This is a genomic window from Neorhizobium descurainiae (assembly GCF_051400715.1).
GTDB lineage: Bacteria > Pseudomonadota > Alphaproteobacteria > Rhizobiales > Rhizobiaceae > Neorhizobium.
The window spans coordinates 16,999-33,579 of the sequence record NZ_JBLFFK010000025.1 but is presented as its reverse complement, the minus strand read 5'-3'; the positions used below and the strand labels follow the sequence as shown (position 1 = coordinate 33,579).

The window sequence follows — 16,581 nt, the reverse complement described above, 5'->3', positions numbered from 1 at the left end:
CGAGCCGCGCCGCGTCGCATCAGCTCTTGGTGGGGATCCGGGCGACCATGCGCAGCGAGGTCGTCAGCTCCTCCATCTGCAGCCAGGGGCGCATCCAGGCAACCGCGTTATAGGCGCCCGGCTTGCCGGGGATTTCCTGAACGGTGACCCTGGCCTCGCGCAGCGGATATTTTGCCCGCGATTCCTCGCCGGCCTCGTCGTTGGCATTGACGTAGTTGGAGATCCAGCGGTTGAGCCAGGCCTCGCAATCCTCCGCCTCCATGAAGGAGCCGATCTTGTCGCGACCCATGACCTTCAGATAATGGGCAAAGCGCGAGGTCGCCATCATATAGGGCAGGCGGGCCGAAACGGCGGCGTTCGCGGTCGCCTCCGGCCGGTCGTAGAGCTTCGGCTTATGCGTCGTCTGGGCGCCGAAGAACACGGCATAGTCTGTGTTCTTGTAATGGCAGAGCGGCAGGAAGCCGAGTTTGCCGAGCTCGGCGTCGCGGCGGTCGGTGATGCCCACTTCCGTCGGGCATTTGAGGTCGAGGTCGCCGTCATCGCTCGAGAAGATGTGCATCGGCAGGCCTTCGACCTTTCCGCCGTTCTCGGCGCCGCGGATCGCCGTGCACCAGCCGCTCTTGGCGAAGGCGTCGGTGAGGCGGGTGCCCATCACATAGGCCGCGTTCATCCAGCAATAGGATTCATGCTGCAGCTCGCCGGCCTTCGATCCGCCCGTTTCGTCAAAGTTGAATTCGTCGATCGGACTGGTCTTCGGACCATAGGGCATGCGCGCCAGAACGCGTGGCAGGGCGAGCGTCACGAAACGGGAGTCGTCGCTGTCGCGCAGGCCGCGCCATTTGGCATATTCTACCGTTTCGAAAATCTTCTCGAGATCACGGGGCTTGGCGAGTTCGCGAAAATCCTCGAAGCCGAACATGCGCGGGCTTGCCGCGGAAATGAACGGTGCGAAGGCGGCTGCTGCAATCATCGAGATGCCCTGCAGCAGCTGCACGTCGTCGAACGAATTGTCGAACTCGTAGTCGCCGATCAGCGCGCCCATAGGCTCGCCGCCGGGCGTGCCGAACTCGTCTTCATACACGGACTTGAAGAGCCGCGACTGGTCGAATTCGACGGCCTTGGCGAGATCCTTGGCAAGCTCGCGCTTGGAAGCGTTGAGTACGCGGATCTTCAGGTTGACGCTGGTCTCGGTGTTCTTGACCAGATAGTTCAAACCGCGCCAGGTGCCTTCGAGCTTGGTGAATTCCGGCGACTGCATGATCGCCGCAAGCTGCCGGGAAATCGTCCTGTCGATCTCGGCAATGGCGTTGTTCAGCGTGACCGTCAGGTTGCGGTCATAGGTGACAGTGCCCTTCAGAGCCTGTTCGGTCAGAGTGCGCAGGAGATCCTGTGCACGGTTGGCCTCGGTCTGGCGGGTTGCGGCGACGACTTTGGAGAGAAGATCCTGATCCGAGGCGACCGCCACCTCTTCCTTGGTCTGCAATTGCGTATCAGCGCTCATGGCTCGATCCTTTTCTTAAGAGCAGCGGGTGGAAAGGCTCGGCCTTTTCACGACGTCCAGTGCTCGAAACAGCTCATCGGAACGTCCGGGCGCCGGTCCGAAGCCCGCGCCCGCGCGTCGGATTCAGTTGATCGTGTCTTTCTTCTCTTCGCTTTTTTCGCCGCCGAGTTGGGCGACGAGCTGCGAGAGGTCAGCCTTGTTTTGGAGGATTTCCTCAAGCAGGCGCTCGAGCTCCTCGGACCGGTCGGCCTTGCTCATCAGATCCCGCAGCTGGTTGCGGGCATCGAGCAGCGCCTTCAGCGCCGGTACCTGATCGACGATGGCCCCGGGCTCGAAATCGTCCATGCTCTCGAATTTCAATGAAACCGGCAGCTGGGTTCCATCGTTCTGCAGCGTGTTCTCGACGGAAATGGTGAGGCCAGGGGTCATGCGCCGCATCACGTCGTCGAAATTGTCGCGATCGATCTGGACGAACTTGCGCTCGCCGAACGGCTTGAGCGGTTCGGTCGGATTGCCGGAGAAATCGCCGAGCACGCCGACGACGAAGGGCAGCTCCTTCACCACCATCGCGCCTTCGGTCTCCACCTCGTATTTGATGTGGACCCGGGGCTTGCGAACCCTTTCCAGTTTTTCATGCACACTTGCCATCGGTATTCTCCTTCATGCCATCGGCAGATTGCGAATTCGGACTGTTGCAGATGCTATCGGGCAGGCTCCCGCATGCTTGGCCGGAGCCTCAACCTCCCTTTTCGGTCATGGGCTGGATGCCGGCCGCCGTCAGGACCGCATGACGCGCCTGCTGTTCTGGCAAGAGCTCGGCCAGAAGCTCGGAGAAATCCATGCGGCCGCGGCGAACCAGCGTCTCGATCGACAGGGAAACCGGAGAATGAGGCTCGGTGCGGCGAAAATAGCGCGCGACCGCGCTCAGGAGTTCGAACGCCTCTTCGCGCGACCTTATAGTATCGGCGCTGATCGTCCGCGGATGAGGCAGGCTGTCTTCCGTTTCGTTTGCATTGGAAGCCTGAATGTCCCGCCTGTCGTGGGAAACGGGCGGCTTCGACATGGCCACCGATTCTTCGATGCCGGCGAGCACACGGATCGCCGAAGCCGCCTCCTGCAAAACATTGCGTGTATTCGAACTCGGCGGCGCCTGGTCGCCGCAGCGGGCGTCAAGTATAGCGGCCAGACGGTCGAAAGCGGCGATGCATTCCGTCAATACCTTCAGGTGGCCTGACATCTCTGCGACACCGGCCTCTGCCGCGGCCTGCTGCAGCTCCTCCCGCCGTTCCGTTTCGTTCTCCCGTTGCGCGAGCTGGAAATCCCACAACGAAAACTGCCCGAATTTACCGCTTGGAATCAATGAGGTCAGACGGATCGCCTGAATGATCGTGCCCTCGCCGCCGACGCCGTTCAACCCCGCGAACGGTGCGAAGCGTTCCTCGAAATCCGCATCCCCGATCGAATGCAGTGCATCGAAATAGTTGTCTAAAAGCGACACGATCCCCGTATAGACATCGCGCAATCCCTCGAACCCACGCAGCCGAAGCTGGGCTTCCGCAAGCCACGCCAATACTTCGATATCTTTACTCTGCGAAGAAAGAATCTGCAATCCGAGGTTGTTTACGTCATGCCAGGCAGGTGAAAGTCCAATAGTTTCCCCCGGCACTACACCGCGCTCTGCGGTTCTTGCGGCGTTTCTTGCATCCTTAATTCTATAATATAGCTCGCGCGATACAGTATTGATCCGCACGTTTTCTCCGCATGGATTGTCTTGCGCAAGTGGAGATGAAACTTGGAGAACATTCATGCCATTATTTTCTCCAAAATATCGAGGATAAACCCCCAAGTCGCCATTTTGTGCCCCGTATACTGTGTTGTCAATCGCTCCGGAAGTGTGACGGATTCATGACAACTATGAAAATTGACTATTTGCAAATTAGGGCGGATTTTTTTCTGGACAAGGGTGAGCTACCGCCCTAGTTGTTGCCTCGCATCTCGAAGGCATACTGAATTTCGCTCAGTTTCGACGTAAAAGCAGGACTCGTCGGATGTCGCACATCGATCTCAACCGTCTGATCAGAACGCTTGAGCCGAATCTGCGTGTCGGTCTTGAGACAGCCGCCTCGCTGGCGGCGCGGCATCAGCATCCCGTCGTCGATGTGGCCCACTGGCTTCGATCGCTTCTCGATATCGCGGAATTTTCGGCCGTGTTCGAGGAGCTCAGTATCTCGTCCGAGGCGCTTCGAACCGAGCTTGACGCGGCGATTGCCGACATCCGCCGGGAAGAGGGAGCCTCGCTTGCGCTCTCGCAGAACCTTCTGTCGCTTGCACGGGAATCCTGGCTGATCGCGTCGCTCCAATTCGGCCGCGGCACCGTGGTTTTGGCTGATTTGCTGGGCGCGCTGACAACCGATCAATCGTTGCGGGTGGTGATGAGGGGCATCGCGCCGTCGATCCGCAATCTCGATCGGACCAAGCTTGACAGCCTGTTCGAAAAGGCGACGGCGGACCCGCTCGGGAGCCTATTGGAGCCGGCGCTTTCGACGCCGGCTTTTTCGTCTCAGGAAAACGAATTTCTGCGGCTCTATACCCGCGACATGACCGCTGACGCCCGCGAGGGACGGATCGATCCGGTCATCGGCCGCGACCGCGAGCTGGGCCAGCTCATCGATATCCTGATGCGGCGGCGCCAGAACAATCCGATCCTGGTCGGCGAGGCAGGCGTCGGGAAAACTGCCGTTGCCGAGGCCCTGGCACTGGAGATTGCCGCCGAAAACGTGCCGGACCGGCTGAAGGACGTGAAGCTTCTGCTGCTCGATGTCAGCTTGCTACAGGCGGGTGCTGGCATCAAAGGCGAGTTCGAGCGGCGGCTGCACGGCGTCGTCGATGCGGTGAAGAATTCTCGCGAGCCAATCATTCTGTTCATCGACGAGGCACATGGTTTGATCGGTGCCGGGGGGCAGGCGGGGCAGGGCGATGCGGCCAACATCCTCAAACCCGCATTGGCCCGTGGTGAATTGCGCACGATCGCGGCCACCACCTGGAGCGAATACAAGCGCTTCATCGAGAAAGACGCGGCGCTGACACGCCGGTTTCAGACCGTGCACGTGCTGGAGCCGGACGAGGAAACGGCGGTCCGCATGCTGCGCGGCGTGGCCGAAAGCCTGAAGGCACATCATCGGGTGCGCATCCGCGACGAGGCCATCGTGGCGGCCGTGCGCCTGTCGGCCCGCTATCTGCCGGCCCGGCAGCTTCCCGATAAGGCAATCAGTCTCATCGATACGGCGGCAGCCTCCGTGGCGCTGGCGCGTCAGACCATGCCGAAAGCATTGAAGCTGCTTGCCAATGAAAGCGCTCTCCTGGAGACTGAAGCCGCCTGGCTGGCCGGCGAGCCGGAGACGACCGAGACGGCCGCGCGGCTTGCCGAGATCGCCAAGGAACGGCAGCAGATCGCTTCCGAGATCGAGACGCTGCAGTCGAAATTCGACGAGGAGATGCGGTTGGTACGGGAGGCGGATCGGCTGGAAAGCACCCTCTCGCATGACAGCGCTATTCTCCCGCCGCCGCCGGCAGATCGCCCCGGCGACGAGACGAATGTGGCGCCGTTTCCCCCGCAGGCCATGACGGCGGAAGCTGCGCGGGCTGCTCTGGCGGCGACCGAACAAAGCCGCGCCACCGTTGCCGGCGAAACGCCGCTCGTTTCGCGCGTCGTCGACAAGGAAGTGGTCGCAGGAGTTCTGGCTCGCTGGACCGGAATTCCGGTGGGCAAGCTGCTGTTGGATCAGGTCGAGACGGTAAAGACGCTCGATGCCCGCCTGAAGGAGCGTGTGCTTGGGCAGGATGCCGCGATCGAGCGGATAGCTGCGGCGATGCGCGCCGCCCGCGCGGGGCTTTCCGATCCACGACGGCCGCCGGCGGTTTTCCTGCTGGTCGGCATGTCCGGCACCGGCAAGACGGAGACGGCGCTGTCGCTGGCGGACATGCTTTACGGCGGCAGCCAGTACCTGACGACGATCAACATGTCGGAATTCAAGGAGGAGCATAAGATATCCATGCTTCTCGGCTCGCCGCCCGGCTATGTGGGTTATGGCGAAGGCGGAGTGCTGACGGAGGCGGTGCGTCGCCGGCCGTACGGCGTGCTGCTCCTCGACGAGATCGACAAGGCGCATCCGGGCGTCCAGGAAATCTTCTACCAGGTGTTCGACAAGGGAACGTTGCGCGACGGCGAAGGCCGCGACATCGATTTCAAGAACACCACGATCTTCATGACTGCGAATACCGGCGCGGAGCTGATTGCGGCTCTTTCCGCAGATCCGGATACCATGCCGGAAGGGGAGGCGTTCGAGGCGCTTTTGCTTCCGGAACTGCAGAAGTATTTCAAGCCGGCCTTTCTCGGTCGGACGACGGTGCTTCCCTTCATGCCGCTTGGCCGCGAAACGCTTTCGGGCATCGTCGATATCCAGATCGACCGCATTCGCGAGCGGGTCAGAATGGCTTATGGAACGGCGCTTTCGCTTTCTCCCGAAGCACGCGACGCCCTGATCTCCCGGGCGAAAACGAGCGAAATGGGGGCCCGCGCGATCGAGATGATGATCGCCCGCGACCTTCTGCCGGTGCTTTCGACCTTTTTCCTCGATACCGTTGCGGAAGGGCGGAAGATTACCGGGATTACCATCAGTTTTGACGGCCACCGTTTCGGCATCGATGCCGAGCGGGCGAGGGCCCAACCGCAATTCGCCAAGCCGGCGGAAAACCGGCCGGCGGATGAAGAAGCCCCGGTCCGGAAACGCACTCGGGGAGCAGGAAGAAAGGCAAATGCGCCTTAGACGCAACTAGGCAAGTCAAACGATCACAGGAGAGCTGACAGCATGCCGATTTATCTGCAGATCGACGGTATTCAGGGCGATGCAACCCATGAGCAGCACCGTAAGTGGATGGATATCGAAGCCATTCATTGGAACGTCTCACGCAACATGAACACGTCTGCCGGTTCCGCGGCAAACCGTGAAGCTTCCGAACCGACGGTTTCGGAAGTCATTCTGACCAAGGTCAGCGACTCTTCGTCGACCAAACTCTTCCAGGAAGCCTGCTCGGGCCGCACCGGCAAGCGCACGGTGATCCATCTCGTGACCACCGGAAATCCCGGTGACACCTATATCGAATATGCGCTCACCAATACCCTGATTGCCAGCTACTCGATCGATTCGAACGGCGATCGCCCGATCGAAACGATCAAGCTCAACTTCACCAAAATGGAAGTGAAGTACACGCCTTACGACGAGAATCATTCGCCGCAGTCGCCGATGATCGCGTCCTACGATCTTTCCACGGCCAAGGCCGCCTAAGCATCCGCCAGAAGGGGCGCCGGCTCCGTTCGGCGCCCTTTCGTCACCCGCTGCCCGGTTTGGAGGAGATTGTTCCCATGAATGCCCCGGTAATCGATAAGGTGAAACTGACGGACTACCATCTCATCGTCGAAGAAGTCTTCGATGAGAGTGTCTTCGGCATGGTCGCGCCCAGTGCGAAGATCAAGGGCGTGAAGGTCATCGGCACGAGCCATCTGCAGGTGCTGCGCAACGTCTACACGTTAACGATCGGGGAAGACGTCTATTTCAAGGGACGCAAGTTGCAGGGGTCGCCGGGCGTGCGGGAATTCCTGTCGGAATTCTTCGAGTCCGGAACCCAGCTGACCACCCGTCCCAACGGACGGACCGGCGTCCTCCACCGCTATCTCGGCAAAAAGAACATCTTCACCGCGAAGGCGCTGGAGCATTACAGGGCATCCGCGGCGCTGCCGTTTCTGCGCATCTATGGCGAGGATCCGGCCCCGACCCGTCTCCTCTACGGCAATCCTGCGGTCACCTTCATCCAGAAGACGGGTGAGAGGCCGATCGCTGCCGCTTATTTCAACAGTGCCACCAACCGACTGGAACTCCTCCATTATTTCGAGCGGCATATGCTGCTCGACAATTTCCAGAAACGTTTCTCCGAAGCTTCCGCGGCGGCCGTAGGCTGAGAGGTCCCCGTCCATGAACGATATGCCACCCGTCGTGGATTTCATCCAGGCGAGCCGAATCCTCCAGATCGTCTCGCCGCTCGGAGCAGATCAGCTGCTGCCGGAACGCGTGACGATCGAGGAAGGCGTTTCCTCGCTCTTCGAGATTCGGCTTTCGGCGCGGGTCAAGAAGCCTTCCGTCAAGCCGGAAGAGCTGATCGGCCGGCTGATGGATGTCTCCGTGGAGGTGGAACAGGGAGAGGGGGAAGGCGGCGGCGTGCGTCGTCCGTTCAATGGTCTGGTGACGGAACTCAACGAGGGGCCGCCGGTGACCCGGGGTCTGCGCTCCTATTCGATGGTGCTGCGACCGCAGATGTGGCTCCTGTCGCGGCGGTCCGACTGCCGCATCTGGATGGATAAGACCTCGATCGATATCGTCGAGACGCTGTTTTCCGAACACGGCATTCCGGCACCCGACGTGTCCGGCATCGTCACACCTCCGCCACCGCAGCATTATTCCGTCCAATGGAATGAGACGGACCTCGCCTATCTTACCCGCCGGTTCGAAGAGGACGGGCTATTCTACTGGTTCTCCCACGAGGACGGAAAGCACAAGCTGCATGTGGCCGACAGTGCCAGCTCCTGGCTCGGCCCGTCCCTCTCGGCACAAGGCGAGGGACGGATCCGTCTGGCGCAAGGCTCTTCCGACCGCAATCATATCAGCGACTGGAGCCGGCGTTATTCCTTCGTGCCGGGCCAGCGTGCCGGGGCGGACTGGAATTTCGAGACGCCGCGCATGGTGCCGGGAACGATGACGCCGTCGCTGGTGCAGATGCCGGAAGCGGCCAGGCGGGAGCTTTACGAATATCCGGCGCGCATCTCTTCGGTCGCGGAGGCGGAGCGGGCGGAAAAGCTCCGCATGCAGGCGAGCGAAGCCGATCATGACCGCGTCTTCGGCGCCTCGACGTCACGCATCCTCGAAGTGGGAAGACGCTTCATGCCTTATGAAGTGGCGCATCCCGATCATGCCTACGAGGAGCATGTGGTCGTCAAGGCGACCTACACCGTCGTCGATCGTTCCTATGAGACCAATACGAACGAGCCGGAATACGCTCAGGAGTTCGAGGCCCTGCCGTCTCGTGTGCCGATGACGCCGCATCGCGAGACGAAGCGGCCGAGGATCGAAGGTACTCAGGTTGCGATCGTCGCTGGTCCCGCCGGCGAGGAGATCCATCCCGACCAGTATGGCCGCATCAAGCTGTGGTTCCCCTGGGACCGAAAGGCGAAAAAGGACGGCTCCGACACGTGCTGGGTGCGGGTGGCGCAGAATTGGGCCGGATCCACCTGGGGCGGGCAAATCATTCCGCGCATCGGCATGGAAGTGATGGTCGCCTTCATCGACGGCGATCCGGATCGGCCATTGGTGACAGGCGTCGTGCCCAATCCGGCCAATGCCGTGCCGTATGATCTGCCGGCCAACAAGACCCGCATGGTGATGCGCTCGAACACCCACAAGGGCACCGGCTTCAACGAGATGACCTTCGAGGACGAGGCCGGCCGGGAGAATATGTTCTTCCACGCCCAGAAGGACCAGACCACGCGTGTGCTGAACGACAGGACGAAGCGTATCGACCGGCATGAGGTGGCCTCAATTGGAGCCAATCGCGCTGTCGAAGTCGGCGGCAATCAGAAACACGAAATCGGCGGTTCGATGAATACAGTCGTAGGCGGCACGGGACCTAGCGCTATGGCGCTGATGGCCGCGGTGCAGGGAATGGCCGGTCAGACGGCGAGCCTTCTGTCGCAGGCGGGCCAGATCGCAGGCGGGGGCGGACCGGCCCTTACCGCCTTTGCCGGAACGCTTGCCTCTTCGGCGCTCGGCTTCTTAAGTGCTGGTGGTCTTGGCAACCGTCAAGGGGTTGTCTCGGGCCCGAACCCGCGTGCAGATGCGGGCACGGCATTGGCCGGCTCCGGCACCGGCGTCGGTGAAGACACCTCCGGCCTCTTCCCTTTTCCCGGCATCATGAACACCATCGTCGGGTCGTTCCAGTCCACGAGTGTCGGTATCGCCAAGGCAGAACAGATCGGCATGAGCAAGGTCACAAATGTCGGTCAGACATTCATGGAGAATGTCGGTAAGGCGAAGAAGCTAACCGTTGGCGAAGAATATGTCATCGAGGTCGGTAAGGCCAAGATGGTGATGAAGAAGGATGGAACCGTGATCATCAAAGGCGTGAAGTTCCATTTCGAGGCGGAGGGGTCCTTCCAGCAGATCGGCAAAGTCATAGACCTCAACTAATTGCTCAATTGATCCCACCACCGGCCCCGCTGGGAGCACCATGGTCAAAGTCGTCAACTTCACGCCTTTCGCGAACCTGCGCTTTTCAAACCGCAATCCCGCCGGCAAGGAGTTCGGTGTCTTTATGGCCAAGACGGCCTGGGACATCGAGCCGGACGGCTCTTGTACATTGTCGAGCGAGCAGGAACCCTTCATCTTCACCGACACCTATCACGGCGAACTCAACGTTTCGGCCCTTCGCTATCCGAGCGATTTCGTTCCCTACAAGCCGCATAGCGATGTCATTTTCGATGCGACCGCCTATGCTCCAGGCGGCAAGCCTGCCGCGGAATGGCTGGTTTCGGTCAAGGTCACCGACGAACTCGGGACGTTCGCCGCTTCCGAGTTGCTGGTCACCGGTCCGCGCCAATGGCGACCGGTCTGGCTGACGCAGTTAAAGGAGGAGCAGAAATTCGACTGGCGCCGTCATCGTGGCCTGTTTCGCGGCTGGGAGCTTTCGCAGCCGAACCTGATCGGGCAGTTGCCTATCCGCTACGAATATGCGTTTGGCGGCAGGGTGGCCAAAGGGTTGGACGAAGATGGGCTTCCGGTGCTGGAGGCCTTCGAGCATAATCCGATCGGTCGCGGACTGATCGACCAGGAATTCACGGATCACACCCATCCAGTCGACGCGCCGCAGATTCTCATCCGCAATGCAGCGCTCGCCGATCCCTATGCGGAGCAGGCCGTGGGAGGTTTCGGGCCAATCCCCCCCGCATGGCTGCCGCGGCGTCCGTTCGGCGGCACATACGACGATCATTGGCTGGAAAATGTCTGGCCCGAATGGGCGGAAGACTATGACTACCGGTTCCACAATTCCGCCCATCCGAGCATTCGGGGCAGCCGCTATTTAAAAGGCGCCGTGACGATTGAATTGCATAACCTCTTTCCAGACAAGCCGGATTTCTCGATCCGGATTCCTGCCTCCAGGCCGGTTGCGGTCACGACCATGAAGGACGGTTCGAACCGGATGCTGGAAATGGCGCGTGACACGGTGTTTCTGGAAATCAGCGAGCGATTCAGGGATGATCCACGCATCTATTGCGTCTGGCGCACACCCTTCGACATGTTGGAGACGGAGGGCCTCAGCTTGCTGTGGGCCAATCCCGAACAAGCGGCACGCCTCGAATGCGAGCGTCTCGAGCCAGACCAGGTGGCCCGTGATCCGGCGCTTCTCGATCCCGACGCCGAAGTGGAGCGTGCCTGATGGCTATCCCGATTTCAGCCCGGCGCGAAGGCACGAACATCATGCATTGCACGGGACCGGATGTCTGTTGGACGCCCATGGGGTCTTCGATGGTAAGGGTGCCGTACATGTCGATGGTCACCCTCGGTTCGGCGGTGAGAACGTCGCGGACGGTTCGCAATAACGGCAAGCAGGACTTCCAGCTCAATTCTCGGGCCCTGGTGGTCACAGGCCACGAACCGGGCGTCGGCAAGGGGGTCAAGGTCAACGGCTACAAATCCCATGCGTTGGCCAAGAAAGGATCCGAGACCGTTTTCTCCGAGGGGTGGTCCGCTATCCGTGATTCCGATCCCGCCTGGATCAACCGCCCAGGACCGGGTGGCATCGAACCGCGTCGCAACATGAGCAATGAGGACGTGCCCATACTTCTCGCTGGAAGCGGCGGGACACCGGGCAACAACCAGGCGCAGAACAAGCAGATCAATGCTCTGGTGAAACAATTCGGATTGACCAAGGATCAGCGCCAGCAACTCCATCAGATCATATCTGGTCAAAATCTCGGTTTTCAGGAAATCAAGCAGATCATCATAGACGAGTTCGGCCAATGAGTTTTGAAAACGATCTGCGGACATTGATCGGAATACCGGTCTCCCAAGCCAAATACATCTTCGGAAGCATTTTCCATCTGCATTTCGCGACTGCGTTGGGCGAGGCGGAACTCGTCTGCAACGGATGCCAATGGGCCGTCTTCAGGGGTAACGACGATATCCTGCTTCACGACGAAGCCGCCCTGTCCAGTGAAACGCTGTCACACCTCTTCGCGGGCAAGCGACTGCGGAGCGCGGACGTGACCGAAAGCATCCTGACGCTGGGCTTCGACGATATCATTTTTCATGCCTTCCTAACCGAAGACTACCACCTCTACCTTCATGACGGCGTGGCCCTCGGCTCGCCCGAATGGATGGCGATGACCGATGCGGCCCGTCAGAGCTTCATGCTCTTCCGGCCGGGAAAGGAAGCGGAGGGCTACGAGTTCTCCACCTATTGCGACCTCGCCGCTCCTCCTTGGGGCGCGGCCTATCTTGCAGCGCAGGAGGCGGCTGATGGGTGATCGGGAGGAGAACGTTCACCAGCGCGATGGCGGTCAACCGAACAACGCGGTCACACCCGCCAATGCCGACGGTCGCGTCGCCGTTGGGGCTGGTGAAAGCATGACACTGGCCGAATGGGACACGCTGCTTGACGACTACCGCCGTCGCGAGCGTGAGGAAGCGGCGGAACTGGATCGGGAAATCCAGGAACTTCAAAACGAACTTAACCAGACCACCGATCCGGCACTGCGCGACGAGATCGCGCGCGATCTTCACGATGCCCGGATCGATCGGCAGGTCCTGCCATACGAGTATCAATATGGCAGCAATCCTGCGAATAGCGGAACGGGTGAATGGGAACCCTATCGCTACGATGATTGGCCGCCGGCTCAGACCTGGGGCCGCAGCAATCAAGGGCTCGCCGATCAATTCACGCGCGACGCGGCCCTTCAGGATCGTGCGCAAGCCAATCGCGATTTCATTCAGGCGTGGGAGAGCAAGTGGAGTGTCCGCGGAATGCGGGCAATGAATGCCATTGCGGAATCCCCTTTGCTCGATATTCTTACATTGCGCCGTGGTAGCATTGCTCGTCAAGGCGGCAGGGAATTGGCGAGGGGGGCATCGCGCAGGCTCGCCGCCCGTATGGCCGCTCGCCGCGCCGCGCGCCGCCGTGGAACCGACAGGGTCGTCCGCCGCCGTCAGGGACGCAGAGATCGCCGGAGACGGCGCGAATGCAGGATACTCGGCAATCCTGCCTTCATGCCGACCGGAATTCCGCTGCATGACGATCCGCAATTTGTTATCCCCGGCCTGCTGGAGGTGTCCGTCACCAGTGCGTTCTATGGCGACCTGAAACATTCGGGCCCGTTAGGCCGCGGGCGCGTTTGCGAATATGATGCGACGATCACCCGGAACGAATCCGGTGGCTTCACCTTCCTCGACGACGACGGCTTTGCGATCAATTTCCCGCTGCCGACGCCCATTCCCGATGGCTGGGTGGCAGGCGATTCCGAGCGCAATATCGAGCTGATGCAGTCGCATAACCGCAGCCTGCTGCTGAGGGAGAACCAGCGCGTCTCGCGTTTCGACAAATTCAGCGATGGGATTTGGCGAATTGCCGAATTGAAGGACCGTCGCAGCAATGTCCTGACCTTCGAGCGTGACAGCGCTGGAAATCTGACCTCACTCAGCATGCCGGAAGGTTTGACGCTGCATTTCTCCTACCGGGGTTCGCTGCGGACCATGGTCGAGCTGGCCGGCGTCGACGGTGAGCGGCGGACCGTCATGCGCTACACTTATGACGAGCAGGACAGGATGACGCTGGCGGATTGCCCTTACGGCGAGCGCCACGAGTTCTCCTATGATGAAGACGGGCTCATCTCCGGCGTCATCCGCAACGGTCGCTATCACGCAAGGTTCGCGCACGACGCAAAAGGCCGAAGGATTCGCACCGAGACCAATCAAGGGTTCCCGGCGACACGGTACGAATACGACGACGTCGATCGGCTGAGCACCTATCTGCCTTCGGGAGACGGCGACCGGGCGATCCGGTTCAAGTATGACGAAAACAACAACATAACCGTCGAGATCAACGCATTAGGTCACGAAAAGCGGACGATCCTCGACGAGGAAGGGCTCATTTCCAGTGTTATCGACGGTGAGGGCAACGAGACGCGCTACACCTACGACGCCGCCGGCTTCGTCAAGACCGTCACCGATCCGGAAGGCCGGTCGACCTATTTCCTCTGGTCTCCGGAAGGCGACCTTCTGATGCAGATCGATAATGCCGGCAAATCCTGGGAGTTCGAGTACGACGATTTCGGGGCCATGGTCCTTGTCAGAAACCCATTAGGTCACCTAACTGAGATACGCAACAATCCGGCCGGTCAGCCCGTCGGGATCAGCCGCCATGACGGGCTGATCGAGCAACGGGCCTATGACATCCACGCGCGGCTTACCGACATTCTGGATTTTCGTGGCGGGCGGACGCATTTTAAGCGCGACAGCTTCGGTCGGGTGACGGAGATTATCGCGCCGGACGGCGCAAAGACCCAATTCATCTACGAGGATCAGCCGGGGCAGGATTTCTTTGCTCCTACCAAGGTCGTCCGTCCGGACGGCGTCGTCACCTATTCGCGGGCCCGTGAGCACGGCCGCATAGTCGAGGAGGTAGACGGCGAAGGCAACCGGACCATTTACGAGTATGATGGTCTTGACTATCTCTCGTCCGTTACCCGGCCGGACGGCTCGGTGCTGCGGTTCTCCTATGACGACGAGAATCGGCTGATATCCGTCAAGAACCAGGTGGGCGCCGAATGGTCATTCATTAGGGATGCAGCCGGCCGGATCGTCGAGGAAGCGGATTTCGACGGAAGAACGACCCGCTATAGTCTGGACAAAGCCGATCGTGTGATAGAGACCGTCATGTCGGACGGGCGTATCGTCCGCTACAAATGGGATCGATCCGGGCTGCTGCTGGGTTACGAGGTCCATACACCGCAGACGGGCGAGACGCTTACCGAAACCTTCGTCTATGACGACCTCGGGCGGCTAACCTCTGCGACGAACCAGCACGCTCAGCTCACTTTTGAATATGACGCGCTTGGTCACAAGACAGCGGAAATTACCAACGGCGTCAGGATCGACAACCGCTTCGATTGCTGCGGCAATCGCATCGAGCGGCGGGTCGGAGCCGAGTTGGCCGCCTATCGCTACGATCCGCTTGGCGCGCTCACCGGAGTTTCGATCAATGACGAGGACCTGCTGTCGCTCGACATCGACCGGATGGGGCGAGAAAGACGTCGAACGACCCCTGAAGGGTTCATTCTGGAAATCGAGCACGACAATATCGGCCAGATGATCCGTCAGACCGCTTTCGGGCCGGAGCAGCGGCATGGGGATAGACAGGCTGTGTCGGGACCTTCCATTCCGCCGATCCGGCGCCGGGATTTTACCTGGAACGGCGTCTTTGCTCCGATAAGTGTCGCGGACCCTTTGTGGGGCCAAAGCGAGTATACCTATGACGAGAACGTGCAGGTCGTCACCGCCGGACATGGCGGCAGGTCGATTTCAGGCAGGCCCCTGCTTCAGCGCGTTTCGGACGACATTCCTGGATTCCCGGGAGACGACCGGGAGATCGAACGGTTTGCCTATTCACCGACCCTCGACATTGCCGCCTCCAGCACCGCCCTGCCGAACCAGCCGCTCGGGCGGCCACTCTCGGCTTGGCAAAACAGCAAGAGCGGAGCGGTTGAGCTGGCATTCGGGCCGAATGGTGAACGCACCGCTATCGAACGTGACCCTTGCGGCCGTATCGTTGAACGGCGCGTTCTGCGCAATGGATTTAGGCCACAGATCTGGCTATTCGGCTGGGACGGACTCGATCGTCTGGTCGCCGTTACCTGCCCGGATGGATCGCGATGGTCCTATGCCTATGACCCATTCGGACGAAGGATCAGCAAGACGCTGGCTGGAGGCGGGAGAGCGGTAGGGGACACGCCGCAACCGGACATGCGTTTCGTCTGGGATGGCGACGTCCTCATCGGCGAGATCCGCAAGGACGCAGCCAGTCAGGATTTCGAGGCTGCGGTCTGGTGGCATCACCTGCCGGATAGTTTCATGCCGCTGCTGCGCCATGACGCAGCTCACGGCGTTCTACATGTTATAACCGATCATCTCGGCACGCCACGAGAGCTTGTCCGGCCGGATGGCATGCTGGTCTGGTCGGCATCCTATCGGCTGTGGGGACAAAGGCGCGGCCTCTGGACGATCGACCAAACCGCGTCGTCCGCCGATATCAGGGTGGCCGGAGGCGGCATAGGGGTCCTACCGGCACCGGTTTTCGACGAGGAGGATCGACCGGAAGCCAGCGACCTCGGCCGGCTATGCCTGTTCGGCTTTCAGGGCCAGTGGGAGGACGAGGAGACAGGGCTCTACTATAATCGTTTCCGGTTCTACGATCCGCTGATAGCGCAATATCTTTCGGCCGATCCAATCAAGCTTCTGGGCGGCCTGCGGATCTTCGGCTATGTCCACTCCCCGACCGGATGGATCGATCCGCTGGGGCTTCAAAACCTTAACAACAACGAAGCGATGGGCAATTTCGGCATCTACCGGATCTATGTGGACGGCAATATCTTCAAGGTGGGTATTGCGGACATGGACCGCGTCACCCAGTCCTCCGGTCTGCCGACCCGATTGCATCAGCAGATCGAGAGGCTGCGACGCTGCTACGGACGGACCCGCGTAACGAACAATATCCGGCGTCTGGGCCGGGTGAAAAAGAAATGCGCCAAACAAGAGGAGGCAAGGCAGATTGCCATCGAGACCCTCGAGAACGGCGGCAATATCCCGCCGGGCAACTCGTTGTCTTATTTTGCGGGTCAACGGACGACGGCGCCGCCTTGCCTCGACGGCAGCTTCCCAAGGGGAACGCCCCTTGATATCGATTGACCGTCACCAGCCAAGCGC

The 16,581-nt window shown here is 60.5% G+C and carries 11 protein-coding genes; 8 read left to right on the top strand and 3 right to left on the bottom strand.

Annotated elements, in window-relative coordinates:
• Positions 1-19: 19 nt before the first annotated feature.
• The 3 genes from tssC to tssA all read right to left on the bottom strand — a co-directional run bounded on the left by tssC (position 20) and on the right by tssA (position 3,308).
• Complete coding sequence (gene tssC, locus ACMGE0_RS28670; protein WP_436819290.1) at positions 20-1,501, bottom strand: type VI secretion system contractile sheath large subunit; 1,482 nt, start codon at positions 1,499-1,501, stop codon at positions 20-22.
• A gap of 123 nt (positions 1,502-1,624) precedes the next feature.
• Positions 1,625-2,149 carry a type VI secretion system contractile sheath small subunit gene (gene tssB / locus ACMGE0_RS28665; protein WP_436819289.1) on the bottom strand — a complete coding sequence of 175 codons (525 nt, stop codon included), beginning with the start codon at positions 2,147-2,149 and terminating at the stop codon, positions 1,625-1,627.
• An 88-nt stretch (positions 2,150-2,237) separates the two neighbouring features.
• Complete coding sequence (gene tssA, locus ACMGE0_RS28660) at positions 2,238-3,308, bottom strand: type VI secretion system protein TssA (RefSeq protein WP_436819344.1); 1,071 nt, start codon at positions 3,306-3,308, stop codon at positions 2,238-2,240.
• A 241-nt stretch (positions 3,309-3,549) separates the two neighbouring features.
• Between tssA and tssH the strand changes: the two genes are divergently transcribed.
• The 8 genes from tssH (at position 3,550) to ACMGE0_RS28620 (ending at position 16,563) form a co-directional block, all read left to right on the top strand.
• The gene (gene tssH, locus ACMGE0_RS28655; RefSeq protein ID WP_436819288.1) at positions 3,550-6,327 is read left to right on the top strand and encodes a type VI secretion system ATPase TssH; all 2,778 of its coding nucleotides are present in this window, start codon (positions 3,550-3,552) and stop codon (positions 6,325-6,327) included.
• 42 nt (positions 6,328-6,369) lie between these two features.
• A complete protein-coding gene (locus ACMGE0_RS28650) occupies positions 6,370-6,846 on the top strand; it encodes an Hcp family type VI secretion system effector (protein ID WP_436819287.1) in 477 nt (158 codons plus the stop codon).
• 77 nt (positions 6,847-6,923) lie between these two features.
• The gene (locus ACMGE0_RS28645) at positions 6,924-7,517 is read left to right on the top strand and encodes a hypothetical protein (protein WP_436819286.1); all 594 of its coding nucleotides are present in this window, start codon (positions 6,924-6,926) and stop codon (positions 7,515-7,517) included.
• Positions 7,518-7,530: 13 nt separating this feature from the next.
• A complete protein-coding gene (gene tssI / locus ACMGE0_RS28640; protein ID WP_436819285.1) occupies positions 7,531-9,795 on the top strand; it encodes a type VI secretion system tip protein TssI/VgrG in 2,265 nt (754 codons plus the stop codon).
• Between the two features lie 40 nt (positions 9,796-9,835).
• A complete protein-coding gene (locus tag ACMGE0_RS28635; RefSeq protein ID WP_436819284.1) occupies positions 9,836-11,041 on the top strand; it encodes a DUF2169 family type VI secretion system accessory protein in 1,206 nt (401 codons plus the stop codon).
• Positions 11,041-11,628, top strand: a complete 588-nt coding sequence (locus ACMGE0_RS28630; protein WP_436819283.1) for a PAAR-like domain-containing protein — start codon at positions 11,041-11,043, stop codon at positions 11,626-11,628. Before ACMGE0_RS28635 ends, ACMGE0_RS28630 begins: the two co-directional genes overlap by 1 nt.
• A complete protein-coding gene (locus ACMGE0_RS28625; protein WP_436819282.1) occupies positions 11,625-12,131 on the top strand; it encodes a hypothetical protein in 507 nt (168 codons plus the stop codon). Before ACMGE0_RS28630 ends, ACMGE0_RS28625 begins: the two co-directional genes overlap by 4 nt.
• Positions 12,124-16,563, top strand: coding sequence for an RHS repeat-associated core domain-containing protein (locus ACMGE0_RS28620; RefSeq protein WP_436819281.1), 4,440 nt, complete (start codon positions 12,124-12,126; stop codon positions 16,561-16,563). The genes ACMGE0_RS28625 and ACMGE0_RS28620 overlap by 8 nt, the downstream gene beginning before the upstream one ends.
• Positions 16,564-16,581 lie beyond the last annotated feature (18 nt).